Source organism: Streptomyces sp. NPDC096048, assembly GCF_044763415.1.
Taxonomy (GTDB): Bacteria; Actinomycetota; Actinomycetes; order Streptomycetales; family Streptomycetaceae; genus Streptomyces.
On the sequence record NZ_JBIWGG010000007.1, the window covers coordinates 281633 to 304255 of the forward strand.

Below are 22623 nucleotides of genomic sequence, written 5' to 3' on the forward strand. Positions count from 1 at the left end.
CCGGCTCGCTCCGGGTGACCTGGCCAAGCCCGATACCCGATACAGGACCGGTATCGCAACGTGCGCCTATGTGAAGGGGACGTGACCGGAGTCACGTCCTGTTCAGCCCGTGGTCACTTCTTGCTCTCCAGAACCGCCTCCATGACGTTCTTCGCGATCGGCGCCGCGAGCCCGCCGCCGGAGATGTCGTCACGGACCGCGTTCTCGTCCTCGATCACCACGGCGACGGCGACGGGTGCGCTGTCGTCGTCGCCCTTGGCGTACGAGATGAACCAGGCGTAGGGGTTCTCGCTGTTGTCGACACCGTGCTGCGCGGTGCCGGTCTTGCCGCCTACCGTGACGCCGTCGATCTGGGCGTTGGTTCCCGTGCCGTCCTCGACGACGGTCTCCATCATGGACTGGAGCTTCTGGGCGTTGTCCGCGGAGAGCGGCTTGCTCATCTCCTCGGGGTCCGTCTTCTCGATGGTGTCGAGGTTGGGGGCCTGGAGTTCGTCGACCATGTACGGCTTCATCAGGGTGCCGTTGTTGGCGATGGCCGAGGTGACCATGGCCATCTGCAGCGGGGTGGCGGCGGTGTTGTACTGGCCGATGGAGGAGAGCGCGGTCTGCGACTCGTTCATGTCGTCCGAGAAGACGGAGGCGCTGGAGCGGACGGGGACGAACTGCTCCTCGGTGAAGCCGAACTTCTTGGCCGTCTCGAGCATCTTGTCGTTGCCGAGGTCGGAGCCGACCTTGCCGAAGACGGTGTTGCAGGACACGCGGAGTGCTTCGCGGAGGGTGGCGTTCTCGCAGGGGAGGTCGCCCTCGTTGGGCAGCTCGGTGGTGGTGCCGGGCATCGTCCAGGGCAGCGGGGAGTCGGTCTTCTCGTCCGCCGAGTCGTACAGGCCGTGCTCCAGGGCGGCGGCCGCGGTGAGCACCTTGAAGGTGGAGCCGGGCGGGTAGACCTCGCGCAGGGCGCGGTTGAGCATCGGGTCGTCGGGGTTGTTCTTCTTCTGGAGCTTGTTCCAGGCCTCGCCGGCCGCTTCGTTGCTGCCGGCGATCGAGGTGGGGTCGTACGACGGGTACGACGCCATCGAGAGGATCTTGCCGGTGGACGGTTCGAGCGCGACGACGGCGCCCTTGGCGCCCTGCTTCTTCAGGCCGTCGTAGGCGGCCTTCTGGGCGGCGCTGTTGAGGGTGGTGACGACGTTGCCGCCCTCGCGCTTCTTGCCGGTGATCATGTCGAGGGTGTTGCGGAAGAAGAGCCGGTCGTCGTTGCCGGTGAGGATGCCGTCGTTGATGGCTTCGATCTGGGTGGCGCCGTAGGCCTGGGAGACGTAGCCGGTGACGGGCGCCCACATGGCGCCGTCCTTGTAGGTGCGCTTGTACTTGAAGTCGCCCTCGGTGGTGGCGTGACCGGTGATGGCCTGGCCGTCGACGATGATGTCGCCGCGTGGGCTGGCGTACCGCTCGATGGCGACGCGGCGGTTGTGTTCGTCCTCTTTGAGCTCGTCGGCCTGGACGTACTGGAGCCAGTTGTCGCGGATGAGCAGGGTGAGGACGAGGAGGCCGCAGAAGATCGCGATCCGGCGCAGGGGCTTGTTCACGGTCGGACCACCTGGGTCATCTCGGCGTCCGGGTTGGCGGGAGCGGCGGGTGCCGGTCTGCGGGCGGTGTCGCTGATGCGCAGGAGGATGCCGATCAGGGCCCAGTTGGCGATGACCGAGGAGCCTCCGTAGGCGAGGAAGGGCATCGTCATGCCGGTGAGCGGGATGAGGCCCATGACGCCGCCGGCGACGACGAAGACCTGGAGGGCGAAGGCGCCGGAGAGGCCGATGGCGAGGAGCTTGCCGAACGGGTCGCGGGCGGCGAGGGCGGTGCGTACGCCGCGTTCCACGATCAACGCGTAGAGCAGGAGCAGGGCCATGAGGCCGGCCAGGCCGAGTTCCTCGCCGAAGGTGGCGAGGATGAAGTCGGAGTTGGCGGCGAACCGGATCAGCTCGGAGTGGCCCTGGCCCCAGCCGGTGCCGAGGGTGCCGCCGGAGCCGAAGGCCCACAGGGCCTGCATGGCCTGCTCGGAGTGGCCGGCCTGGCCGGCGCGGGAGAGCGTGTACTCCTTCATCGGGTCGAGCCAGGCGTCGACGCGCTGCTGGATGTGCGGCTCGAAGGTGGCGACGCCGACGGCGCCGACGGCGGACATCATCAGGCCGAAGACGATCCAGCTGGTCCGCTCGGTGGCGACGTACAGCATGATCACGAACATGCCGAAGAACAGCAGCGAGGTGCCGAGGTCGGTCTCGAAGACCAGGATGAGGATCGAGACCATCCAGACGACGAGGATGGGACCGAGGTCGCGGCCGCGGGGCAGGTAGAGGCCCATGAAGCGGCGGCTGGCGAGGGCGAGCGCGTCCCGCTTCACCATCAGGTAGCCGGCGAAGAAGATCGCCAGGACGATCTTGGCGAACTCTCCGGGCTGGATGGAGAAGGACCCGACCTGGATCCAGATCTTGGCGCCGTAGATGTTCTTGCCGAGGCCCGGAACGAGGGGCAGCAGCAGCAGGAACAGGGCGGTGACCATGGAGATGTAGGTGTAGCGCTGCAGGACGCGGTGGTCCTTGAGGAAGACGAGCACGGCGACGAACAGGGCGATGCCCATCGCGGTGTAGATCAGCTGGCGGGGCGCCGCGGTGCCGGCCTGGTCGATGCTCTGGAGCAGTTCGGACTGGTCCAGGCGCCAGATGGCGACCAGTCCGAGGCCGTTGAGCAGGGTGGCGAGCGGCAGCATCAGCGGGTCCGCGTACGGCGCGAACTTGCGCACGACGAGGTGGCCGACGCCGGCCAGGAGGCCGAGGCCGAGGCCGTAGCTCAGTAGGCCGGCGGGCACCTCGTCGTTGATGGCCAGGCCCACGTTGGCGTAGGCGAAGACCGGGATCAGGACGGCGAACACGAGCAGAGCCAGCTCGGTGTTGCGCCGGCTCGGGGCGCCGATGGCGCCGATCGTGGACGTGTGGTGCGTCGGCGAGTTGGTAGAACTGCTCATCGTGTGACAGGGCCTCTCACGGCTTGCCTACTGCTTACCGCACAGCGAGACGACCTTCTGCTCTTCCTCCGAGAGGGTCGGTCCTGAGCCTGGAGTGGGTGCGGTCGTGGACGGGGACTCGGACGATTCGGGTGCCTTCGGCGAGCCCGAGGGGTTCGGGCTCGGTGAGGCCTTGGACGTGAAGGAGGCGGGAGTGGTTCCCGTGGTGCCTCCGGCCTCGCCCTCGCCCGTCTTCGCGTTCTTCTCGGTCTCCGCGGTGCGCCGGTCGGCCTGCTTCTTGCAGGCGGAGGCCTGCACCGCCAGTTCCTCGATCTTCGCCCGGGCGTCGGCCAGGTCGCCTTCGGCGATGGTGGCCTCGACCAGTTGCTGCTGGTAGGGCGGCAGGTACTTGAGTTCGATCTCGGGGTGGTCCTTCTGGATCTTCGAGAGCGAGACCCAGGCGAGGTCCTGGCTGATGCCCCGGTACAGCGCGACGTGGTCCTCGTTGGTGCCGACGTAGTACTGCGTCTGGGTCCAGCGCCAGCCGCCGTACGTGCCGCCGCCGATGACGGCGAGGGCGAGCACGGTGTAGAGGGATCTCTTCAGCCACTTGCGGCTCTTGCGGGGCTTGACGAAGTCGTCGGGGCCGTAGTCGTCGAAGCCGCCGGCCGGGATGTAGCCGGTGGTGTCGCCGCTGCCGGGCGGGCCGAACTCGCCGCCCCCGCCGCGCTGCCCGCCGCCTTGGCGGCCGAGTCCGGCGGCGCGGCCGGCCGGGGTCTGCATGATGCCGTTGTCGCCGAACTGGGCCTGGTTCTCGGCGACGGCGCCGACCACGATCGGGGTGTCGGAGAGCTGGGCGGCGAGGGTGTCACCGGTGTCCAGGTCGAGGACGTCGGCGATGATGACGGTGATGTTGTCGGGGCCGCCGCCGCGCAGGGCGAGCTGGATCAGCTCCTGGACGGTCTCCTGGGGGCCCTGGTAGCTGGCGAGGGTGTCCTCCATCGTCTGGTGGGAGACGACGCCGGAGAGTCCGTCGGAGCAGATGAGGTAGCGGTCGCCGGCCCGCACCTCGCGGATGGACAGGTCGGGTTCGACGTGGTCGCCGCTGCCGAGCGCGCGCATCAGCAGGGAGCGCTGCGGGTGGGTGCCGGCCTCCTCCTCGGTGATGCGTCCCTCGTCGACGAGGCGCTGCACCCAGGTGTGGTCCTGCGTGATCTGGGTGAGGACGCCGTCGCGCAGCAGGTAGGCGCGGGAGTCGCCGACGTGGACGAGGCCGAGGCGCTGGCCGGTCCAGAGCAGGGCGGTGAGGGTGGTGCCCATGCCTTCGAGGGCGGGGTCCTCCTCGACCATCTGCCGCAGCTGGTCGTTGGCGCGCTGCACGGCGGTGCCGAGGGAGGTGAGGATGTCGGAGCCGGGCACGTCGTCGTCGAGGGCGACGATGGTGGAGATCACCTCGGAGGAGGCGACCTCGCCGGCGGCCTGGCCGCCCATGCCGTCGGCGATGGCGAGCAGGCGGGGGCCGGCGTAACCGGAGTCCTCGTTGCCCTCCCGGATCATGCCCTTGTGCGATCCGGCGGCGAAGCGCAGTGACAGACTCATGCGCACCTCGCCCGTCGGCTCCGGGTACAGCCGGTCGTGTCGAGCCACACTGCCCACCCTCCGGTCGGGAGCGCGCCGTGGCCCGGGGTGCCGGCCGCCGCTGCGTGCTCGCTCCGCTCGCGCTCATTCATTGGTGTAGCACTACTTCCGCAGCTCGATGACGGTCTTGCCGATGCGGATCGGCGACCCCGGCCCGATCGGCGTGGGGGTCGTCAGCCGGGACCGGTCCAGGTAGGTGCCGTTGGTGGAGCCCAGGTCCTCGACGATCCACTGGCCGTTCTGGTCGGGGTAGATCCTGGCATGGCGGCTGGAGGCGTAGTCGTCGTCCAGCACGATCGTCGAGTCGTGTGCCCGGCCGAGCGTGATGGTCTGGCCCTGGAGGGCAACGGTGGTGCCGGTGAGGGTGCCCTCCGTGACGACCAGTTTGGTGGGGGCGCCCCGGCGTCCCCGGCCGCCGCTCTGTTGTTGGCGCTGCGGTGGAGGCGCCTGTCCTTGGCGCGCGGCGGCCTGCTGCGGTCGGGCGGCGTCGCGCCGCGCTCCGCGCTGGGTGACCCGCGTGCCGAACAGGTCGCTGCGGATGACCTGCACGGCCACGATCACGAACAGCCACAATACGGCGAGAAAACCCAGCCGCATGACCGTGAGGGTCAGCTCTGACATTGCCCCCGGATCACCCTTCGGCTTGCCTATAGATAACGGTGGTGCTGCCCACGACGATCCGCGAGCCGTCGCGGAGCGTAGCGCGGGTGGTGTGCTGCCCGTCCACCACGATGCCGTTGGTGGACCCGAGATCCTGGATCGTCGAGGGCGTTCCGGTCCGGATCTCGCAGTGCCGGCGGGAGACGCCGGGGTCGTCGATCCGCACGTCGGCCTCGGTGCTGCGTCCGAGCACGAGGGTCGCGCGGGAGATCTGATGGCGGGTGCCGTTGATCTCGATCCAGTGGCGGGTGCGTCCGCCGGCCGCGGGTGCGGCCGGGGGCTGCTGGCCGCCCGCGGGCTGCGGGTAGCCGTATCCGCCGGGGCGTTGGCCGGGTGGCGGCGCGGCCGGCATGGGCGGGGCGCCCGCGGGGGCGGCGGGCGGCGGGTAGCCGTAGCCACCGCCCTGGCCGCCGGGCCGCCCGGTGGGGGCAGGGGGCGCGGCGGGGCCCGCGGACGCCGGGCCGCCCTGGTGGCTGGTGGAGGAGGCGAGCGTACGGCTGCGCACCCGGTACAGGCCGGTGTCGAGGTCGTCGGCCTTCTCCAGGTGGACCTTGATCGGTCCCATGAAGGTGTAGCGCTGCTGCTTGGCGTAGTCGCGGACCATGCCGGCCAGCTCGTCGCCGAGCTGGCCGGAGTACGGGCTGAGGCGCTCGAAGTCGGGCGTGCTCAGTTCCACGATGAAGTCATTGGGTACGACGGTGCGGTCGCGGTTCCAGATGGTCGCGTTGTTGTCGCATTCGCGCTGGAGCGCTCCCGCGATCTCCACGGGCTGCACCTCGGACTTGAACACCTTCGCGAAGGTGCCGTTGACCAGACCTTCGAGACGCTGCTCGAACTTCTTCAGGACTCCCATGGGGCACCTCCTCCGTCGCTGCCGTCCTGTCCACTGCCTTGCGTACTGCTGCCCTGCGTACTGCTGCCCTGTGACCTGCTGCCCTGCGTCCTGCTCACGCGTGTACGGCTCACCCGCGCACTGCTTACTTGGTACTGCTTACTGATCGTATCCACGCGCCGGTCGATCGGCTGGTTCCCCCTGTCGGCCCGGTCGACGGGTGTCGACGCCTCTCGGAGTTCCCGCCGGAGCCCCCCTTCGAACTCTCGGGGTCCTTCGGGATGCTCTCCCGCGGGTACTCATGCCCAGGATCGTAGAGGCGGCCGCAGACCAGTGTCCCGCACCTGACCGCGGACCCCTACCGGCTCCTGGGGAGACGGGCCGGACCGGTACGAGGTTGATACGTGAACGGACACGGGTCGGTACGAGTGCCCGGGTGCCCGAAGGAGGGCGGGCGCCCTGCTCTCCGGGCCCCTGTCCGCGGCCTGCCCCGCCCGGAAAGGGATGTGAATCCACCCGTTCCAGCGTGCTAATGTTCTCGTGTCGGAAGGCGCCGGACCGCAAGGAAAGGCCCCGAGGACACACCCAATGCGCGGGTGGCGGAATAGGCAGACGCGCTGGATTCAGGTTCCAGTGCCCGAAAGGGCGTGGGGGTTCAACTCCCCCCTCGCGCACCAGCCGGAAGCCCCCCAGGTCTCGGACCTGGGGGGCTTCCGCATGCTCGGGCACAGCGCCGTGGGGCCCCGTGGGGTAGTGGTGCGCTGTGAGCAAGGTCTCAGGACGCGCGGCGCCACAGGGCCGGCACGTTGGGCGGCTCCCAGCCCGCCATCGAGGTGTGCCCCTGGAGGCAGCGGTAGGAGCCGCCGCCGTACGTGACCGCGTCGCCGGCGGCGTAGGAGCGGCCGGTCGCCCAGGTGCCGCCCGGCGGGTCGGTCGGCGGGTCGGTGGGGTCGGGGCCCGGGGCGCCGTCCACGTTCAGGACGAAGTCGAAGCTCGCCTCCTTGCCGCCGCCGGCGCCGCGGACGTTCATCAGCAGCGCCGGGTCGAAAAGGGCGTCCGTGCTGTTGCGGGGCTCGCCGGGGAAGTACAGCTGGGTGGTCAGTACGGGGCGGCCGGGTGCCTGTGCCTTGACGTGGATGTGCCGGGTACGGCCCGGATAGAGGCCGGGAACGATCGTCCCGAGCGAGAACGCGCCCGTGGCGTCGGTGAACTGGTGGCCGCGGAAGGTGTACCCGGCCATGTCGTAGGCGCCGGCATTGTCGGCCTGCCAGAAGTCGAGGAGCACGCCGGACAGCGGAACGCAGTTGCGGCCGAAGACGTAGCCGCTGACGGTCAGCCGGGTGCCGGCGGTGCCGGGTGTCACCAGGTTGGTGCGCAGCGGGGAGTTCGGCTTGAAGTAGGGGCCCTCCATCTGGTCGGGCGTCGGGTCGTCGCCGTCATCGCAGTAGGGCGTCGGCGACAGGGGCCTGCCGGTGGAGGAGCGGGCGGCGTCCCGGGCGAGCGCGAGGGAGCCGGTGGCGAGCAGCGGGACGGCGGCGCCGGCGGCGACGGCCGCCCTGAGCAACGTCTTGCGGCTGACGGCGCGGTCGGCGGTGGTGCCGGTCCCGGGTTCGTCGGGGGTGGTGGGGGTGTCGGAGGTCATGGCGGCTCCTCTGTCTCCTCGGTGGGGGTGGTCCCTGGGGGAGCTGGACGGGACGTGCGACATCCGGGACGTCGGGGACAGGGAGCGCGCCCGCCGGCGCGGGGCAGGCTGCTGTCGTTGCTTCGGCGGGCGCGCTCCGTGGTGATCGCTCGAAACCGTAAGCGCGTCGGCGGGGGTCCGGGCACCTCCTGTTCCGCCCCCTGCCCGGCGTTATGCGGGCGGCGGGGCGGGGGCGGACGGGGCCGTGTACGGGCGGTTCGCCCGGGGGTACGGTCGTGGCGCGTCGGCGCCCGGGGACGGGCGCGGCGCGGATACGGGCACGGGCACGGCACGGGTACGAGTACGGGGAGGACGGCCGGGATGACCGAGGCGACTGCGGGGGCTGCGGCGGCGGAGGCGACTGCGCGGGTGCGTGCGGGCACGGACGCGGGGGCGGGGGTCGGCACGGACGCGGAGGCTGCGGCGGGGGCGCGGGCCGGTACGGACGGGGCGGGGGGTGTGCGGGTGCCGGTCGTGCCGGGGTTCGCGCGGTGGCCCGTCGGTGGCTCGCCGAAGGCGGACGGCAAGGCGCTGCGCACGCGTGTTCCGCGGTCCGCGCACGCCGTCCTCCCGCTGGACGCCTCCCGGCCGGACGCGGTGAGCGCGGTCGAGGAGTCCAACCGCGGCCGGATCCCCGGGCTCACCCCGATACGGGTGGGGCGGATGGCCGCCACCCCGTTCGCCTTCCTGCGCGGGTCGGCGGGGCTGATGGCGTACGACCTGGCGCGTACGCCGACGACGGGGATCGGCGCCCAGATCTGCGGCGACGCGCACGCCGCCAACTTCGGTCTCTACGGTGACGCCCGCGGCGGCCTGGTCATCGACCTGAACGACTTCGACGAGACCGTCCACGGCCCTTGGGAGTGGGACCTCAAGCGGCTCGCCACCTCGATCGTCCTCGCGGGCCGGGAGGCCGGTGCCGACGAGTACACCTGCCGCGAGGCCGCCCACGACACGGCGGGCGCCTACCGGCGCACCATGCGGCTGCTGGCGAAGCTCCCCGCGCTGGACGCCTGGAACGCCATCGCGGACGAGGAACTCGTCTCGCACACCGACGCCCACGACCTGCTCGGCACGCTGGAGCGGGTGAGCGAGAAGGCGCGGGCCAACACCAGCGGGCGCTTCGCCGCCAGGTCGACCGAGCCCACCGAGGACGGCGGCCGGCGCTTCGCCGACGCCCCGCCGGTGCTGCGCCGGGTGACGGACACCGAGGCGGCGGGCGTCGCGGCCGCCCTGGAGCCGTACCTGGCCACGCTCTCCGAGGACCGGCTCCCGCTGCTGGCCAGGTACGCGGTGCAGGACGTCGCCTTCCGGATCGTCGGCACCGGCAGCGTGGGCACGCGGTCGTACGTCGTGCTGCTCCTGGACCACCGCGGCGAACCGCTCGTGCTCCAGGTGAAGGAGGCCAGGCCCTCCGCGCTGCTTCCTCACCTGGCGGCCGTCGGCTTCGACGCCCCCGAGGTCGCGCACGAGGGGCGCCGGGTGGTCATGGGGCAGAAGCGGATGCAGGTGGTCAGCGACATGCTGCTGGGCTGGACGGAGGTCGACGGGCGGCCGTTCCAGGTGCGGCAGTTCCGCAACCGCAAGGGCAGCGTCGACGCCACCGCCCTGGCCGCCGACCAGATGGACGACTACGGCCGCATGACCGGCGCCCTGCTGGCCCGCGCCCACGCGCACAGCGCCGACCCGCGGCTCATCGCGGGCTACTGCGGCAAGAACGACGAGCTGGACGAGGCGGTGTCCGCCTTCGCCGTGGCCTACGCCGACCGTACGGAGGCGGACCACGCGGAGCTGGTGGACGCGGTGCGGGCGGGGCGGATCGCGGCGGAACTGGGGGTGTGACGCCGGCCGGGCGGTACCGGGCGGGCTGTGGCCTACGCTGGTCGGGTGACGACCCCGGAAGCTGAGCAGGGTGGTGGCGGCGCCGGTGCGGAGCCGGTGGCGACGCCCGAGGACGGTGCGCCGCGTCCCGAGGAACGGCTGGAACAGGCCGTACGGGCCGCCGAGCAGGCACTCATCGAGTACGAGATCGCGCTGGAGACCTTCCGCGTGGAGGTCGAGAACTTCTCCCGGCTGCACGAACAGCGGCTCGGCCCGGTGTACGCGCGGCTCGAGGAGCTGGAGGCGCAGATCCTGGAGGCCAGGGCCGCCCGCACCGGCGACGCCGACGACCGGCGCCGGGCCGCCGAGGCACGGGCCCGGCTGATGCCGATTCCCGGGGTCGAGGAACTGCTGAACGGCTGGATGGACGGGGACGGGCTGTTCCCGGAGGCCACGGCGATGCTCACGGACCAGGCGGTACGCCCCCCGCAGCGGGTGCGGCCCGGTGAGGAGGCCCGCAAGCTCTACCGCGAGCTGGTCCGCAAGGCCCACCCCGACCTGGCGCAGGAGGAGGCGGAGCGGGCCCGGCGCGAGGAGTTCATCACCCGGGTCAACGCCGCCTACGCCCGTGGCGACGCGGGCCGGCTGCGGGAGCTGGCCGAGGAGTGGGCCGCCGGTCCGGCGCCCGAGCGGCGCCCGAGCCGCGGCGAGGAGCTGTACGCCCGCCTCGAATGGCTCGACCGGCGCAAGGAAATGCTCACGCTGCTCGCCAAGGAGCTGGAGGAGAGCGCGATCGGCGGCATGCTCCGGCTGGCCCCGGACGACCCCGACCGGCTGCTGGAGGAGATCGCCGAGCAGCTGGCGGCCCAGGTGCGGGAGCGGGAGGCCGAACTGGCGGCGGCGCTCGGGCGGGACTGAGCCGGGCGGGGGCTCCGGTAGCGTCGGGGGCATGAGTTTCGGAGCTGGTGTGCCCACGGTCGAGGTCACGGACCTCAAGGACGGCGACTTCCTGCTGGACGTCCGCGAGGACGAAGAGTGGCAGGCGGGCCATGCCGCCGGGGCACTGCACATTCCCATCAGCGAGTTCGTGGCCCGGTACGGTGAGCTGACCGAGGCAGCGCCGCAGGACGGCCGGATCCACGTGATCTGCCGTTCCGGCGGTCGCTCGGCCCAGGTCACCATGTATCTGGCCCAGCAGGGCATCGACGCCGTGAACGTCGACGGCGGCATGCAGGTGTGGGCCGCGGCCGGCCGTCCCGTGGTGGACGGGAAGGGCGAGCCGGGGCACGTTCTCTAGGGCCGATCGGGTCGTGTCCGGGTCGCGTCCGGGGCGGGCCACCGGGCCGGGCTCCACGTCGTCTCGGGGCTGTCTCCGGACCGTCTCCGGACCGTCTCCGTGTCACCGCGGGCGCTGCCGCGCGGTGACGATGTGGTGACGGCCACGGTGCGGCCGGTCCGTCGGGGGCTGTGCGGGCGGACGGTCCTGAGTACCGTTCCCGTTCGAACGCTGCCGAGCAGCCGCACGAGCGGCGCGGGGGGCCCGCCCCTCGCGGTGGGGCGGGCGGAACGAGGATCGGGACCGGAACGGGGCGGAATGGACGCGTACGACACAGGCTCGGACGCCCGGCAGGGGCGGGACCGGGAGGGGGGCCAGGGCGCACCGGACCGTCCCGACCGGAAGGATCACCCGAGTCTGGTGGATCAGCCGAGTCTGGTGGATCAGCCGGATCAGCCGGACCGGCAAGATCTGCCGGATCTGCCGGATCAGCCGGAGACCTCCGTCGGGACGGACGGCGGCCGTGAAGAGGCCGACGGAGCCGACGCCCGTGCGGTCACCGCGGAGCCCCGCCAGGCGACGACGGCGCCCCGCACCGGTCTCTCCGCGCTCTCCCCGCGCTACCAGGTCGCTGCCGTGGTCGCCCTCGCGGTCGTCGCCGTCGCCGTCTGCGCCCACATAGGCCTGGTGTTCCTGCACGTGGCACCGTCGAACACCCTCACCAAGCAGCACGGCGAGGTGGTGGACGAGTGGGTCTTCCCGGAGTTCGAACAGAACTGGAAGCTCTTCGCGCCCAACCCGCTCCAGCAGAACGTCTCCGTCCAGCTCCGCGCGGAGGTGAGCACGGCGGACGGCGCGATACGCACGACCGGCTGGTACGACCTGTCCGCCGAGGACGGCCGGAGTATCGACGGCAATCCGCTGCCGAGCCACACCCAGCAGAACGAGCTCCGCCGGGCCTGGGACTTCTTCGTCGCCACCCACGACTCCGACGACCGCGCGGTGGGCCTGCGGGGCACGTTGTCCGAGACCTACCTGCGGCGCATCGCGGTCCTGCGCCTGGACCGGAACGACGCCGCCGGTCCGGACGGTGCCGTCGAGCGCGTCCAGTACCGTTCCCGGACCACCAACGTGGAGCCGCCTTCCTGGAGCGGTGAGAAGGTCTCCGACCGGCCGACCTACCGTGAGCTGCCCTGGTGGCCGGTGGCTGCCCGTGAGAAGGAGGGGGACGCCGCGTGAACGGCATCGCCCTCTCGGTCTCCCGCGGCCTCGCCCGCGTCACCGGCGCCGCGCTCGGCCCGTACCAGACCGCCGTGATCCGCATCGGCTTCAGCGCCACCTGGCTGCTCTTCCTGCTGCGCGAACTGCCCCACCGCAGCGAGCTGTACGGCCCCGAGAGTCCCTGGGGACACGACCTCGCCGAGCAGCTGATCGCGGACAACGGCGCCTTCACGGCGCTGATGTGGTCCGACGGGCGGACCTGGTTCGAGCTCGTCTACGCGCTGGCCGTCCTGAGCAGCGTGCTGCTTCTGCTGGGCTGGCGGACCCGCACCATGTCCGTCCTCTTCATGGTCGGCGTGCTCTCGCTGCAGAACCGCAGCGTGTTCATGGGTGACGGCGGCGACAACGTCCTGCACCTGATGAGCATCTACCTGGTCCTCACGCGCTGCGGCCAGGTCTGGTCGCTGGACGTGCGCCGGGCGCGGCGTGCGGACGAGGCACGCGCGCGTGGGGAGCGTGTCGTGGACCGGGTCGGGCCGGTGCTGTGGTGCGTGTTCGGCTTCGTGCTGCTCACGGTGACCCTGGCGGGCGGGCTGGACGGCGACTGGCTCGTCCCGGCCCTGCTGTGGGCCGTGTGGGTCGCGCAGGGCCTGTGGTGGGCCGCGGGACGCGGTGCCGGGAGCGGTCAGCCGCGGATCCTGCTCGACGTGGTCACCAACACCGTGCACAACGGCGCGCTGGTCGTGATCATGGCCGAGGCGTGTCTGATCTACGCGACCGCGGGCTGGTACAAGATCCAGGGCTCGCGCTGGCAGGACGGCACCGCGGTCTACTACCCGCTGCACCTGGACTATTTCTCGCCCTGGCCCGCGCTCTCCGACGCGCTGGCCGCCAACGGCACGATGGTCATGCTCATCACCTACGGCACGGTCGCCGTGCAGGTCGCGTTCCCGTTCACGCTGTTCAACCGGCGGGTCAAGAACGTGCTGCTGGCCGCCATGATGACCGAGCACGCGGTGATCGCCGTGGTGCTGGGGCTGCCGTTCTTCTCGCTGGCGATGATCGCCGCGGACGCGGTCTTCCTGCCGACCTCCTTCCTGCGCCGGCTGGGCGGCTGGGCGGCACGCGCGCGTGCCGGGCTGCTGGGCCGACTGCCGGGCGGGCGTGGCGGCGGCGGTGGTGGCGGCGGCGGTGGTGGGGGCGGTGGTGACGGCCGTACGGCGGCGGTGCCCGGGCCCCGCTCCCGGGAGGTCGCGGAGAGCGACAAGGACCCCGGCCTCACGCACGTAGGCTTCCGGACATGACCGGCCCAGGCCCAGGACCAACCCTCGACCCCGACGCCGACCCGCTGGCCGTCTGGCGTCGGCACGCCGGAGCGTGCGTGCTGCTCGACGGGTTCCACGCGCTCAAGCACGCGCTGCGTTTCGGCGCCGAGGTTCCGGTGGCCGTCACCGGCGACCGCGCGGCTGCCCTGGCCCTCGCCGAGGAGCTGGCGCCCGACGTACGGGACGCCATGGACGCCCTGCTGGCGGAAGTGCCGCGGGAGACGTACGCCTCCCTCGTTCCGCGCCCGCACCCCACCGCCGTGGCCGCCCTGGCCGTACGGCCCTCGCGTACGGCCAACCTGCGGGCGCTGGCGCACACGCCCCGCCGTACGCCCGTCGTGGTCCTCGACCAGCCGCGCAACCTCGGCAACGCGGGGGCGGTGATCCGGCTGGCCGCCGGTTTCGCGGCGACCGGTGTGGTCACCACGGGCACGCTCGATCCGTGGCATCCCACGGTGGTGCGCGGTGGGGCGGGGCTGCACTTCGCGACCGCCGTGGAGCGGCTGGACGTCGGGGAGCTGCCGCCGGGCCCGGTGTTCGCGCTGGACCCGGAGGGCGGGGACATCCGCGGGCTGAGGCTGCCGGACGACGCGCTGCTCGCGTTCGGCTCGGAGCGCAGCGGGCTGTCGCGGGAGCTGCGCGCGCGTGCCGACCACCTGGTGGCGCTGCCGATGCGCCCCCAGGTCTCCAGCTACAACCTCGCGACCAGTGTGGCCATGACGCTGTACCACTGGAGCGCCACCGGGGGCGCGGTCCAGGGCTCCCAGGACAGGCCCGGGGGCGATACCCCCTAGGCCTGTCGGCGGACCTCCACCACCCGGAAGCGGTTGGCCACGAACGCGCCGTCGCACAGGGCGGCGTTGGCCGCCGGGTTGCCGCCCGAGCCGTGGAAGTCGGAGAAGGCGGCCGTCTGGTTGACGTACACCCCGCCCGTGAGGTTGAGGGACAGCTGGGCCGCCTCCTCCAGGCAGGCCTCCTGCACGGACCGCTCGACCTCCGCGTCGGTCGTGTAGGCGCCCACCGTCATCGCGCCCTTCTCCCGGATGCTGTGGCGCAGCAGGTCCACGGCGTGGGTCGCGGAGTCGACGGCGACGGCGAAGGAGACCGGGCCGAAGCACTCGCTGGTGTAGGCGGCCTCGTCGTCGGGCTTGGCACCGTCCAGCTTGACGATCACCGGGGTGCGCACGACCGCGTCCGGGAAGTCCGGGTTGGTCACCTCGCGGGAGGCCAGGGCGACCTCGCCGAGGCCGGCGGCGGCCTCCAGGCGGGCCTTGACGTCCGGGTTGACGATCGCGCCGAGCAGGGCGTTCGCGCGGGCGTCGTCGCCGAGGAGCCCGTCGACGGCGCGCGCCAGGTCGGCGGTCACCTCGTCGTAGGTCTTGGGGCCCTGGTCGGTGCGGATGCCGTCGCGGGGGATCAGCAGGTTCTGCGGGGTGGTGCACATCTGGCCGCTGTAGAGGGAGAGGGAGAAGGCCAGGTTGGCGAGCATTCCCTTGTAGTCGTCGGTGGAGTCGACGATCACCGTGTTGACGCCGGCCTTCTCGGTGAAGACCTGGGCCTGGCGGGCGTTGGCCTCCAGCCAGTCGCCGAAGGAGGTGGAGCCGGTGTAGTCGATGATCCGGATCTCGGGGCGGGTCGCCAGGGTCTTGGCGATGCCCTCGCCGGGGCGCTCGGCGGCCAGCGCGACCAGGTTCGGGTCGAAGCCGGCCTCGGTGAGGACGTCGCGGGCCACCCGCACGGTGAGCGCGAGGGGCAGCACCGCGCGCGGGTGGGGCTTGACCAGGACCGCGTTGCCGGTGGCGAGGGAGGCGAACAGGCCCGGGTAGCCGTTCCAGGTCGGGAAGGTGTTGCAGCCGATGACGAGGCCGATGCCGCGCGGGACCGGCGTGAACTGCTTGGTCAGCGCGAGCGGGTCGCGCTTGCCCTGCGGCTTGGTCCACTCCGCCGTGTCGGGGGTGCGGGCCTGCTCCACGTACGCGTACGCCACGGCCTCCATGCCGCGGTCCTGCGCGTGCGGGCCGCCCGCCTGGAAGGCCATCATGAAGGCCTGTCCGGAGGTGTGCATGACCGCCTGGGCGAACTCCATGGTCCGGTCGGCGATCCGCCCGAGGATCTCCAGGCAGACCATCGCGCGCAGCTCCGCGCCCGCGTCCCGCCACGCCCGCTGGCCGGCCTTCATGGCGGGCAGCAGCACGTCGAGGTCGGCGTGCGGATACTCCACGCCCAGCTCGACGCCGTACGGGGAGACCTCGCCGCCGACCCAGTCGTCGGTGCCGGGCTGGCCGAGGTCGAGGCGGGTGCCGAGCAGGGCGTCGAAGGCGGCCTTGCCCGCGGCCATGTCCAGGCTGCCGTTCTCCCCGTAGGCCTTGGGGTGCTCGGGGTGGGGGGACCAGTACGCGCGCGTGCGGATCGTCTCCAGCGCCTGGTCCAGGGTCGGCCGGTGCCGGTCGATCAGCTGGTGCGCGGTGAGTTCGGCGGCCATGCGGGACCAACTCCTCGTCTGCCACGGATCTTCCGGCTCGCTGTCGACGCCGCGTCGACTCTCCGTCGATCCGTGGACCTGGGGGAAACCTGGGCGGAAACAGGCGGACACGGCTAGAGTAACCGAACGATCGGTCGGGACAAGGGGGACCGCCGCATCTGTGGAAAACCCCGTGCGGGAGGATCGCGCACATGACAGCACTCGACCTCAGCAGCCCCGTGGCCGTCGTCGGCACCGGCACCATGGGCCAGGGCATCGCCCAGGTGGCGCTGGTCGCGGGCCACCCCGTACGGCTGTACGACGCCGTCCCCGGGCGGGCCCGGGAAGCGGCCGACGCGATCGGCGCCCGGCTCGACCGGCTCGTCGAGAAGGAACGGCTCACCGGCGCGCAGCGGGACCTGGCCCGTGCCCGGCTCCGGCCCGCCGAGACCCTCGCCGACCTCGCCGACTGCGCGCTCGTCGCCGAGGCGGTCCTGGAGCGCCTGGACGTCAAGCAGGAGCTGTTCCGGGCGCTGGAGGACGTCGTCGGCGACGACTGCCTGCTCGCCACCAACACCTCCTCCCTGTCCGTCACCGCCATCGGCGGCGCGCTCCGCGCCCCGGGCCGCTTCGTCGGCCTGCACTTCTTCAACCCGGCGCCGCTGCTGCCGCTGGTGGAGGTGGTCTCCGGGTTCGCCACCGACCCCGCGTCGGCCACGCGCGCGTACGAGACGGCCCGCGCCTGGGGAAAGACCCCGGTCGCCTGCGCGGACACCCCCGGCTTCGTCGTCAACCGCGTCGCCCGGCCCTTCTACGCGGAGGCCCTCGCGGTCCACGAGCTGCGGGCCGCCGACCCGGCTACCATCGACGCCGTGCTGCGCGAATCGGGCGGCTTCAGGATGGGCGCCTTCGAGCTGACCGACCTCATCGGGCAGGACGTCAACGAGTCCGTCACGCACTCCGTGTGGCAGGCGTTCTTCCAGGACGCGCGGTTCACGCCGTCGCTGGCCCAGCGCCGCCTGGTCGAGTCCGGCCGGCTCGGCCGCAAGAGCGGGCAGGGCTGGTACGACTACCGGGACGGCGCCGGGCGGCCCGAACCGCACACCGCCGAACCGGCCGACCGGCCCGCCTATGTCGTCGCCGAGGGGGACCTGGGTCCGGCCGCCGAGCTGGTCACGCTGATCCGTGCGGCGGGCATCGAGGTCCGCGAGGACGACGGGGGCAGCGGGTCGCTCGTGCTGCCCGGCGGCGGCCGGCTCCACCTCACCGACGGGCAGACCTCGGTCGAACGCGGCGACGTCGTCCACTTCGACCTCGCCCTCGACTACCGGCGGGCCACCCGCGTCGCCCTCGCCCCCGCCGGGACCACCTCGCCCCGCACCCTCGCCGAGGCCACCGGCCTGTTCCAGGCGCTCGGCAAGAAGGTCAGCGTCGTCGGCGACGTGCCCGGCATGATCGTGGCGCGGACGGTCGCGCGGATCATCGACCTGGCGTACGACGCGGTGGCCCGGGGCGTGGCCTCGGCGGAGGACGTCGACACCGCGATGCGCCTCGGCGTGAACTACCCGCTCGGGCCCGTCGAGTGGGGCCGTCGGCTGGGCCTGTGGTGGGTGTACGAGCTCCTCGGCGCGCTGCACGAACGCGAGCCCTCCGGGCGCCATGCCCCGTCCCTGGCCCTCCACCGCCACGCGCACGCCTCCGACGCAGGGGAGGACACCCCCTCATGACCACCGCCAAGCGCGACACGTACACGCCCGAGACACTGCTCTCCGTCGCCGTGCAGGTCTTCATCGAGCGCGGCTACGACGGCACCTCCATGGAGCACCTCTCCAGGGCGGCCGGCATCTCCAAGTCGTCGATCTACCACCACGTCGCGGGCAAGGAGGAGCTGTTGCGCCGGGCCGTGAGCCGGGCGCTGGACGAGCTCTTCGGGATCCTCGACGAGGAGCACGCGCGCGTGGGGTTGGCCGCCGAGCGGCTGGAGTACGTCGTGCGGCGCATGGTCGAGGTGCTCATGGCCGAACTGCCGTACGTCACGCTGCTGCTGCGGGTGCGCGGCAACACCGACACCGAGCGGTGGGCGCTGGAGCGGCGGCGCGAGTTCGACCACCGGGTCGCCGACCTGCTGAGGGCCGCGGCGGCCGAGGGGGACGTGCGCGCGGACGTCGAGGTGCGGCTCGCGACGCGCCTGGTCTTCGGCATGATCAACTCGATCGTCGAGTGGTACCGCCCCGACGGTTCCGGTGGTTCCGGTGGTTCCGGCGGTCCCGAGGGCCGGGGCGGCGCGGGCGAGCGCGAAGTGGTCGACGCGGTGGCGCGGCTGGTGTTCGGAGGGCTGCGCAAGGCGTCCTGAGGCCTCGAGGCGCCTTGGTGAGCGGCCGGGCGGGTCAGCTCTGCGGTTCGAGGTCCTCGGTCTCGAACACCAGCAGGGTGCGCGTGCTGAGCACCTCGGGGATGGCCTGGAGGCGGGTCAGCACCAGTTCGCGCAGGGCGCGGTTGTCCGGGGTGTGCACCAGCAGCAGGACGTCGAAGTCGCCGCCCACCAGGGCGATGTGCGAGGCCCCGGGGAGCTGCCGCAACTGCGCGCGGACCGTGCGCCAGGAGTTCTGGACGATCTTCAGAGTGATGTAGGCCGAGGTGCCGTGCCCCGCGCGTTCGTGGTCGACGCGGGCGCCGAAGCCGCGGATCACGCCGTCCTCGACGAGCCGGTTGATGCGCGCGTAGGCGTTCGCGCGCGAGACGTGCACCCGCTCGGCGACCGAGCGTATCGAGGCGCGGCCGTCCGCCTGGAGCATGCGCAGGATGTCCTGATCGATGGCGTCCAGCGGGCGCGAGGGCGGCGGGGTGCCGGCGTCGTCCGGGCCGCCGGCTTCCTCCGGGCGTTCGGCCATTTGTTCAGATGCCATGCGCCCCCGCCTCCCTACCATGGACGTACTGCGTCCATCTCAGGCTGTGGAGAACCGTTTGTCCACAGCCTGGGGCCGCCTGTAGCCAAAATGTGCCGACGACCGAACAATCGGTAGGTGAGGCCCGTCACACCCGTGGCGAGCCCACAGCCGCTCCCACGAGGAGGAGGTGCCGTCATGACGGTCATGGAGCAGCGGGGCGCTTACCGGCCCACACCGCCGCCCGCCTGGCAGCCCCGTACCGACCCCGCGCCGCTGCTGCCCGACGCGGAGCCGTACCGCGTCCTCGGCACGAAGGCAGCCGAGCACGCCGACCCCGGGCTGCTGCGCACGCTGTACGCCCGGCTGGTCAGCGGCCGGCGCTACAACGCGCAGGCCACGGCGCTGACCAAGCAGGGCCGGCTGGCCGTCTACCCCTCCAGCACCGGCCAGGAGGCCTGCGAGGTCGCCGCCGCGCTGGCCCTTCAGGAGCGGGACTGGCTCTTCCCCAGCTACCGCGACACGCTCGCCGTCGTCGCCCGCGGCGTCGACCCCGTCGAGGCCCTCACCCTGCTGCGCGGCGACTGGCACACCGGCTACGACCCCTACGAGCACCGTGTCGCGCCCCTCTCCACGCCGCTCGCCACCCAGCTGCCGCACGCCGTCGGCCTCGCGCACGCCGCCCGGCTCAAGGGCGACGACGTGGTCGCGCTCGCCATGGTCGGCGACGGCGGCACCAGCGAGGGCGACTTCCACGAGGCGCTGAACTTCGCGGCCGTCTGGCAGGCGCCGGTCGTCTTCCTCGTGCAGAACAACGGCTTCGCGATCTCCGTCCCGCTCGCCAAGCAGACCGCCGCCCCGTCGCTGGCCCACAAGGCCGTCGGCTACGGGATGCCGGGCCGCCTGGTCGACGGCAACGACGCCGCCGCCGTGCACGAGGTCCTGTCCGACGCCGTGCGGCACGCGCGCGCGGGCGGCGGTCCCACACTGGTGGAGGCGGTGACGTACCGCGTCGACGCGCACACCAACGCCGACGACGCGACGCGCTACCGGGCCGACGCCGAGGTCGAGGCCTGGCGCGGGCACGACCCGATCGAGCTGCTGGAGCGGGAGCTGACCGAGCGCGGCCTGCTCGACGAGGAGGGCGTGCGGGCCGCCCGCGAGGACGCCGAGACCATGGCCGCCGACCTGCGCGCCCGCATGAACCGCGACCCGGAACTCGACCCCATGGACCTGTTCGCCCACGTCTACGCCGAGCCCACGCCGCAACTGCGTGAGCAGCGTGACCTGCTGCGGGCGGAGCTGGCGGCCGAGGCGGAGACCGGTTCCGCGGCCGGGGCGTCCGAAGGGGGGCACCGATGACCACCGTCGCCGTCAAGCCGGCCACCATGGCGCAGGCCCTCACGCGCGCGCTGCGCGACGCCATGGCAGCCGACCCGAGCGTGCACGTCATGGGGGAGGACGTGGGCGCCCTCGGCGGCGTCTTCCGGGTCACCGACGGACTCGCCGAGGAGTTCGGCGAGGAACGCTGCACGGACACCCCGCTCGCCGAGGCCGGCATTCTCGGCACGGCCGTGGGCATGGCGATGTACGGGCTGCGCCCGGTCGTGGAGATGCAGTTCGACGCCTTCGCCTACCCGGCGTTCGAGCAGGTCGTCAGCCACGTCACCAAGATGCGCAACCGGACCCGCGGCAGGATGCCCCTGCCGCTGACCATCCGCGTCCCCTACGGCGGCGGCATCGGCGGCGTCGAGCACCACAGCGACTCGTCCGAGGCGTACTACATGGCGACTCCGGGGCTCCATGTCGTCACGCCCGCGACCGTCGCCGACGCCTACGGGCTGCTGCGCGAGTCCATCGCCTCCGACGACCCGGTGGTCTTCCTCGAACCCAAGCGTCTGTACTGGTCGAAGGACGCCTGGAACCCCGAGGAGCCGGCGCCCGTTGAACCGGCAGGCCGCGCGGTGGTGCGGCGCCCGGGCAGGAGCGCCACACTCATCACGTACGGACCGTCGCTGGTCGCCTGCATGGAGGCGGCCGAGGCGGCCCGGGCCGAGGGCTGGGACCTCGAAGTCGTCGATCTGCGCTCCCTGGTGCCGTTCGACGACGAGACGGTGTGCGCTTCGGTGCGGCGGACGGGACGCGCGGTCGTCGTCCACGAGTCGGGTTCCTTCGGGGGCCCGGGCGGGGAGATCGCGGCCCGGGTCACGGAGCGCTGCTTCCACCACCTGGAGGCGCCGGTGCTGCGTGTGGCCGGGTTCGACATCCCGTACCCGCCGCCGATGCTGGAGCGTCACCACCTGCCCGGTGTGGACCGGATCCTGGACGCCGTGGGGCGCCTGCAGTGGGAGGCCGAAAGCTGATGGCACACGCTTCTGAGGGGCGCAGCCTGGAGTTCAAGCTCCCCGACCTCGGTGAGGGGCTCACCGAGGCGGAGATCGTGCGCTGGATGGTCGAGGTCGGCGACGTCGTCGCCGTCGACCAGCCGGTCGTCGAGGTCGAGACGGCCAAGGCGATGGTCGAGGTGCCCTGCCCCTACGGGGGCGTGGTCACCGCGCGCTTCGGCGAGGAGGGCTCGGAGCTGCCCGTCGGAGCGCCGCTGCTGACGGTGGCGGTGGGCGAGGGCGCCGCCGACCTCCCGGCGCGGGACGCGGGCACCGGCGGCGAGGCGGTGGAGCCGACGCGAGCCGAGGAGCCGGCGGCCGAGGCGGCGAAGCCGGAGGAGGCCGGGGCGGCGAAGAAGGAGGCCGGGGCGGCCGAGGCCGAGGGCTCGGGCAACGTCCTCGTCGGATACGGCACCTCCGAGGCGCCCGCGCGACGGCGCCGGGTACGGCCGGACCGGCAGACGTCCACCGCGGCGGCGACCGGACGGATGAACGGCCGGGTCCGTACCGCGGACCCGGTGGACGGCCCCGTCCCCGTCATCTCCCCGCTGGTGCGCAGGCTGGCCCGGCAGAACGACCTGGACCTGCGCGAGCTGACCGGCTCCGGCCCGGAGGGGCTGATCCTCCGGGCGGACGTGGAGTACGCGCTGCGTGCCGCCGCCGCGCACGGTGGCCGTACGGCGGCCCGGGAGGGACAGGCCGAGACCACCCGGGTACCGGCACCCGTGTCCTCCGCCGCCCGGTCCGGCGGTGTCCGCACCCCCCTCAAGGGCGTCCGCGGCGCCGTCGCCGACAAGCTCTCCCGCAGCCGGCGCGAGATCCCGGACGCGACCTGCTGGGTCGACGCCGACGCGACCGAGCTGATGAGGGCCCGCACGGCCATGAACGCGGCGGGCGGGCCGAAGATCTCCCTGGTCGCGCTGCTGGCCCGGATCTGCACGGCCGCCCTGGCCCGCTTCCCGGAGCTGAACTCCACGGTCGACACGGAGGCCCGCGAGGTCGTCCGGTTCGACCACGTCCACCTCGGCTTCGCGGCGCAGACGGACCGGGGGCTGGTCGTGCCGGTCGTCCGGGACGCGCACGCCCGGGACGCCGAGTCGCTCACCGCCGAGTTCGCCCGGCTGACCGAGGCGGCCCGGGACGGCCGGCTGACCCCCGGTGAACTGACCGGCGGCACCTTCACGTTGAACAACTACGGAGTGTTCGGCGTCGACGGCTCCACGCCGATCATCAACCACCCCGAGGCGGCCATGCTCGGCGTCGGCCGCATCGTCCCCAAGCCATGGGTGCACGAGGGCGAGTTGGCGGTGCGTCAGGTCGTCCAGCTGTCGCTCACCTTCGACCACCGGGTGTGCGACGGCGGTACGGCGGGCGGTTTCCTGCGGTACGTGGCGGACTGCGTGGAACAGCCGGCGGTGCTGCTGCGGACCCTGTGACGGGG

At 72.5% G+C, this 22623-nt stretch carries 19 protein-coding genes and 1 tRNA gene; 12 read left to right on the top strand and 8 right to left on the bottom strand.

Features of this window, described 5'->3' with window-relative positions; all coding sequences use genetic code 11:
- Positions 1 to 113: 113 nt before the first annotated feature.
- The 5 genes from ACIQ6R_RS21255 to fhaA all read right to left on the bottom strand — a co-directional run bounded on the left by ACIQ6R_RS21255 (position 114) and on the right by fhaA (position 6149).
- Positions 114 to 1586, bottom strand: a complete 1473-nt coding sequence (locus ACIQ6R_RS21255; RefSeq protein WP_404173017.1) for a peptidoglycan D,D-transpeptidase FtsI family protein — start codon at positions 1584 to 1586, stop codon at positions 114 to 116.
- Positions 1583 to 3019, bottom strand: coding sequence for an FtsW/RodA/SpoVE family cell cycle protein (locus tag ACIQ6R_RS21260; protein WP_404173020.1), 1437 nt, complete (start codon positions 3017 to 3019; stop codon positions 1583 to 1585). The genes ACIQ6R_RS21255 and ACIQ6R_RS21260 overlap by 4 nt, the downstream gene beginning before the upstream one ends.
- A gap of 27 nt (positions 3020 to 3046) precedes the next feature.
- The gene (locus ACIQ6R_RS21265; protein WP_404173751.1) at positions 3047 to 4597 is read right to left on the bottom strand and encodes a Stp1/IreP family PP2C-type Ser/Thr phosphatase; all 1551 of its coding nucleotides are present in this window, start codon (positions 4595 to 4597) and stop codon (positions 3047 to 3049) included.
- Between the two features lie 141 nt (positions 4598 to 4738).
- Positions 4739 to 5257 (bottom strand): antibiotic biosynthesis regulator FhaB, encoded by a 519-nt coding sequence (gene fhaB / locus ACIQ6R_RS21270; RefSeq protein ID WP_121748050.1) that lies wholly within the window; start codon positions 5255 to 5257, stop codon positions 4739 to 4741.
- 10 nt (positions 5258 to 5267) lie between these two features.
- Positions 5268 to 6149: an antibiotic biosynthesis regulator FhaA gene (gene fhaA / locus ACIQ6R_RS21275; RefSeq protein WP_404173023.1), complete on the bottom strand. Its 882-nt coding sequence runs from the start codon at positions 6147 to 6149 to the stop codon at positions 5268 to 5270.
- A 569-nt stretch (positions 6150 to 6718) separates the two neighbouring features.
- Between fhaA and ACIQ6R_RS21280 the strand changes: the two genes are divergently transcribed.
- A tRNA-Leu gene (locus ACIQ6R_RS21280) sits at positions 6719 to 6805 on the top strand.
- Positions 6806 to 6903: 98 nt separating this feature from the next.
- Here the strand turns inward: ACIQ6R_RS21280 and ACIQ6R_RS21285 are convergent.
- Positions 6904 to 7770, bottom strand: coding sequence for a carbohydrate-binding protein (locus ACIQ6R_RS21285; RefSeq protein WP_404222842.1), 867 nt, complete (start codon positions 7768 to 7770; stop codon positions 6904 to 6906).
- A 360-nt stretch (positions 7771 to 8130) separates the two neighbouring features.
- Here ACIQ6R_RS21285 and ACIQ6R_RS21290 point away from each other — a divergent pair, with 360 nt between their 5' ends.
- The 6 genes from ACIQ6R_RS21290 to ACIQ6R_RS21315 all read left to right on the top strand — a co-directional run bounded on the left by ACIQ6R_RS21290 (position 8131) and on the right by ACIQ6R_RS21315 (position 14246).
- Positions 8131 to 9651: a DUF2252 domain-containing protein gene (locus ACIQ6R_RS21290; protein ID WP_404222843.1), complete on the top strand. Its 1521-nt coding sequence runs from the start codon at positions 8131 to 8133 to the stop codon at positions 9649 to 9651.
- A 45-nt stretch (positions 9652 to 9696) separates the two neighbouring features.
- A complete protein-coding gene (locus ACIQ6R_RS21295; RefSeq protein WP_404173032.1) occupies positions 9697 to 10548 on the top strand; it encodes a hypothetical protein in 852 nt (283 codons plus the stop codon).
- 49 nt (positions 10549 to 10597) lie between these two features.
- Positions 10598 to 10927 (top strand): rhodanese-like domain-containing protein, encoded by a 330-nt coding sequence (locus tag ACIQ6R_RS21300; RefSeq protein ID WP_404223022.1) that lies wholly within the window; start codon positions 10598 to 10600, stop codon positions 10925 to 10927.
- Between the two features lie 297 nt (positions 10928 to 11224).
- Entirely contained in the window at positions 11225 to 12145 is a 921-nt protein-coding gene (locus ACIQ6R_RS21305) for a DUF5819 family protein (RefSeq protein WP_404222844.1), read from the top strand.
- Positions 12142 to 13431: an HTTM domain-containing protein gene (locus tag ACIQ6R_RS21310; RefSeq protein WP_404222845.1), complete on the top strand. Its 1290-nt coding sequence runs from the start codon at positions 12142 to 12144 to the stop codon at positions 13429 to 13431. The genes ACIQ6R_RS21305 and ACIQ6R_RS21310 overlap by 4 nt, the downstream gene beginning before the upstream one ends.
- Positions 13428 to 14246 (top strand): TrmH family RNA methyltransferase, encoded by an 819-nt coding sequence (locus ACIQ6R_RS21315; RefSeq protein WP_404222846.1) that lies wholly within the window; start codon positions 13428 to 13430, stop codon positions 14244 to 14246. The genes ACIQ6R_RS21310 and ACIQ6R_RS21315 overlap by 4 nt, the downstream gene beginning before the upstream one ends.
- Here ACIQ6R_RS21315 and paaN read toward each other — a convergent pair.
- Entirely contained in the window at positions 14243 to 15934 is a 1692-nt protein-coding gene (gene paaN / locus ACIQ6R_RS21320) for a phenylacetic acid degradation protein PaaN (protein ID WP_404222848.1), read from the bottom strand. The genes ACIQ6R_RS21315 and paaN overlap by 4 nt on opposite strands.
- A 191-nt stretch (positions 15935 to 16125) precedes the next feature.
- Between paaN and ACIQ6R_RS21325 the strand changes: the two genes are divergently transcribed.
- Both ACIQ6R_RS21325 and ACIQ6R_RS21330 read left to right on the top strand, forming a co-directional pair.
- Entirely contained in the window at positions 16126 to 17640 is a 1515-nt protein-coding gene (locus ACIQ6R_RS21325; RefSeq protein WP_404222849.1) for a 3-hydroxyacyl-CoA dehydrogenase, read from the top strand.
- Positions 17637 to 18266, top strand: a complete 630-nt coding sequence (locus tag ACIQ6R_RS21330; protein WP_404222850.1) for a TetR/AcrR family transcriptional regulator — start codon at positions 17637 to 17639, stop codon at positions 18264 to 18266. Before ACIQ6R_RS21325 ends, ACIQ6R_RS21330 begins: the two co-directional genes overlap by 4 nt.
- A 34-nt stretch (positions 18267 to 18300) precedes the next feature.
- Here the strand turns inward: ACIQ6R_RS21330 and ACIQ6R_RS21335 are convergent, their stop codons facing one another.
- Positions 18301 to 18819: an Lrp/AsnC family transcriptional regulator gene (locus ACIQ6R_RS21335; protein WP_404222851.1), complete on the bottom strand. Its 519-nt coding sequence runs from the start codon at positions 18817 to 18819 to the stop codon at positions 18301 to 18303.
- A gap of 177 nt (positions 18820 to 18996) precedes the next feature.
- Between ACIQ6R_RS21335 and pdhA the strand changes: the two genes are divergently transcribed.
- From pdhA to ACIQ6R_RS21350, 3 genes are read left to right on the top strand one after another with little or no spacing between them, the layout of a single operon-like run.
- The gene (gene pdhA, locus ACIQ6R_RS21340; protein WP_404173053.1) at positions 18997 to 20160 is read left to right on the top strand and encodes a pyruvate dehydrogenase (acetyl-transferring) E1 component subunit alpha; all 1164 of its coding nucleotides are present in this window, start codon (positions 18997 to 18999) and stop codon (positions 20158 to 20160) included.
- A complete protein-coding gene (locus tag ACIQ6R_RS21345; RefSeq protein WP_404222853.1) occupies positions 20157 to 21161 on the top strand; it encodes an alpha-ketoacid dehydrogenase subunit beta in 1005 nt (334 codons plus the stop codon). The genes pdhA and ACIQ6R_RS21345 overlap by 4 nt, the downstream gene beginning before the upstream one ends.
- Positions 21161 to 22618, top strand: coding sequence for a dihydrolipoamide acetyltransferase family protein (locus ACIQ6R_RS21350; protein ID WP_404222854.1), 1458 nt, complete (start codon positions 21161 to 21163; stop codon positions 22616 to 22618). Before ACIQ6R_RS21345 ends, ACIQ6R_RS21350 begins: the two co-directional genes overlap by 1 nt.
- The last annotated feature ends 5 nt before the right edge of the window (positions 22619 to 22623 follow it).

Excerpts from the sequence above, each read along its gene's own strand:
- ACIQ6R_RS21260 (WP_404173020.1), bottom strand. The coding sequence starts at position 3,019 with ATGAGCAGTTCTACCAACTCGCCGACGCACCACACGTCCACGATCGGC.
- ACIQ6R_RS21265 (WP_404173751.1), bottom strand. The coding sequence starts at position 4,597 with ATGAGTCTGTCACTGCGCTTCGCCGCCGGATCGCACAAGGGCATGATC.
- fhaB (WP_121748050.1), bottom strand. The coding sequence starts at position 5,257 with ATGTCAGAGCTGACCCTCACGGTCATGCGGCTGGGTTTTCTCGCCGTA.
- fhaA (WP_404173023.1), bottom strand. The coding sequence starts at position 6,149 with ATGGGAGTCCTGAAGAAGTTCGAGCAGCGTCTCGAAGGTCTGGTCAAC.
- ACIQ6R_RS21285 (WP_404222842.1), bottom strand. The coding sequence starts at position 7,770 with ATGACCTCCGACACCCCCACCACCCCCGACGAACCCGGGACCGGCACC.
- ACIQ6R_RS21290 (WP_404222843.1), top strand. The coding sequence starts at position 8,131 with ATGACCGAGGCGACTGCGGGGGCTGCGGCGGCGGAGGCGACTGCGCGG.
- ACIQ6R_RS21305 (WP_404222844.1), top strand. The coding sequence starts at position 11,225 with ATGGACGCGTACGACACAGGCTCGGACGCCCGGCAGGGGCGGGACCGG.
- ACIQ6R_RS21315 (WP_404222846.1), top strand. The coding sequence starts at position 13,428 with ATGACCGGCCCAGGCCCAGGACCAACCCTCGACCCCGACGCCGACCCG.
- paaN (WP_404222848.1), bottom strand. The coding sequence starts at position 15,934 with ATGGCCGCCGAACTCACCGCGCACCAGCTGATCGACCGGCACCGGCCG.
- ACIQ6R_RS21325 (WP_404222849.1), top strand. The coding sequence starts at position 16,126 with ATGACAGCACTCGACCTCAGCAGCCCCGTGGCCGTCGTCGGCACCGGC.
- ACIQ6R_RS21330 (WP_404222850.1), top strand. The coding sequence starts at position 17,637 with ATGACCACCGCCAAGCGCGACACGTACACGCCCGAGACACTGCTCTCC.
- ACIQ6R_RS21335 (WP_404222851.1), bottom strand. The coding sequence starts at position 18,819 with ATGGCATCTGAACAAATGGCCGAACGCCCGGAGGAAGCCGGCGGCCCG.
- pdhA (WP_404173053.1), top strand. The coding sequence starts at position 18,997 with ATGACGGTCATGGAGCAGCGGGGCGCTTACCGGCCCACACCGCCGCCC.
- ACIQ6R_RS21345 (WP_404222853.1), top strand. The coding sequence starts at position 20,157 with ATGACCACCGTCGCCGTCAAGCCGGCCACCATGGCGCAGGCCCTCACG.
- ACIQ6R_RS21350 (WP_404222854.1), top strand. The coding sequence starts at position 21,161 with ATGGCACACGCTTCTGAGGGGCGCAGCCTGGAGTTCAAGCTCCCCGAC.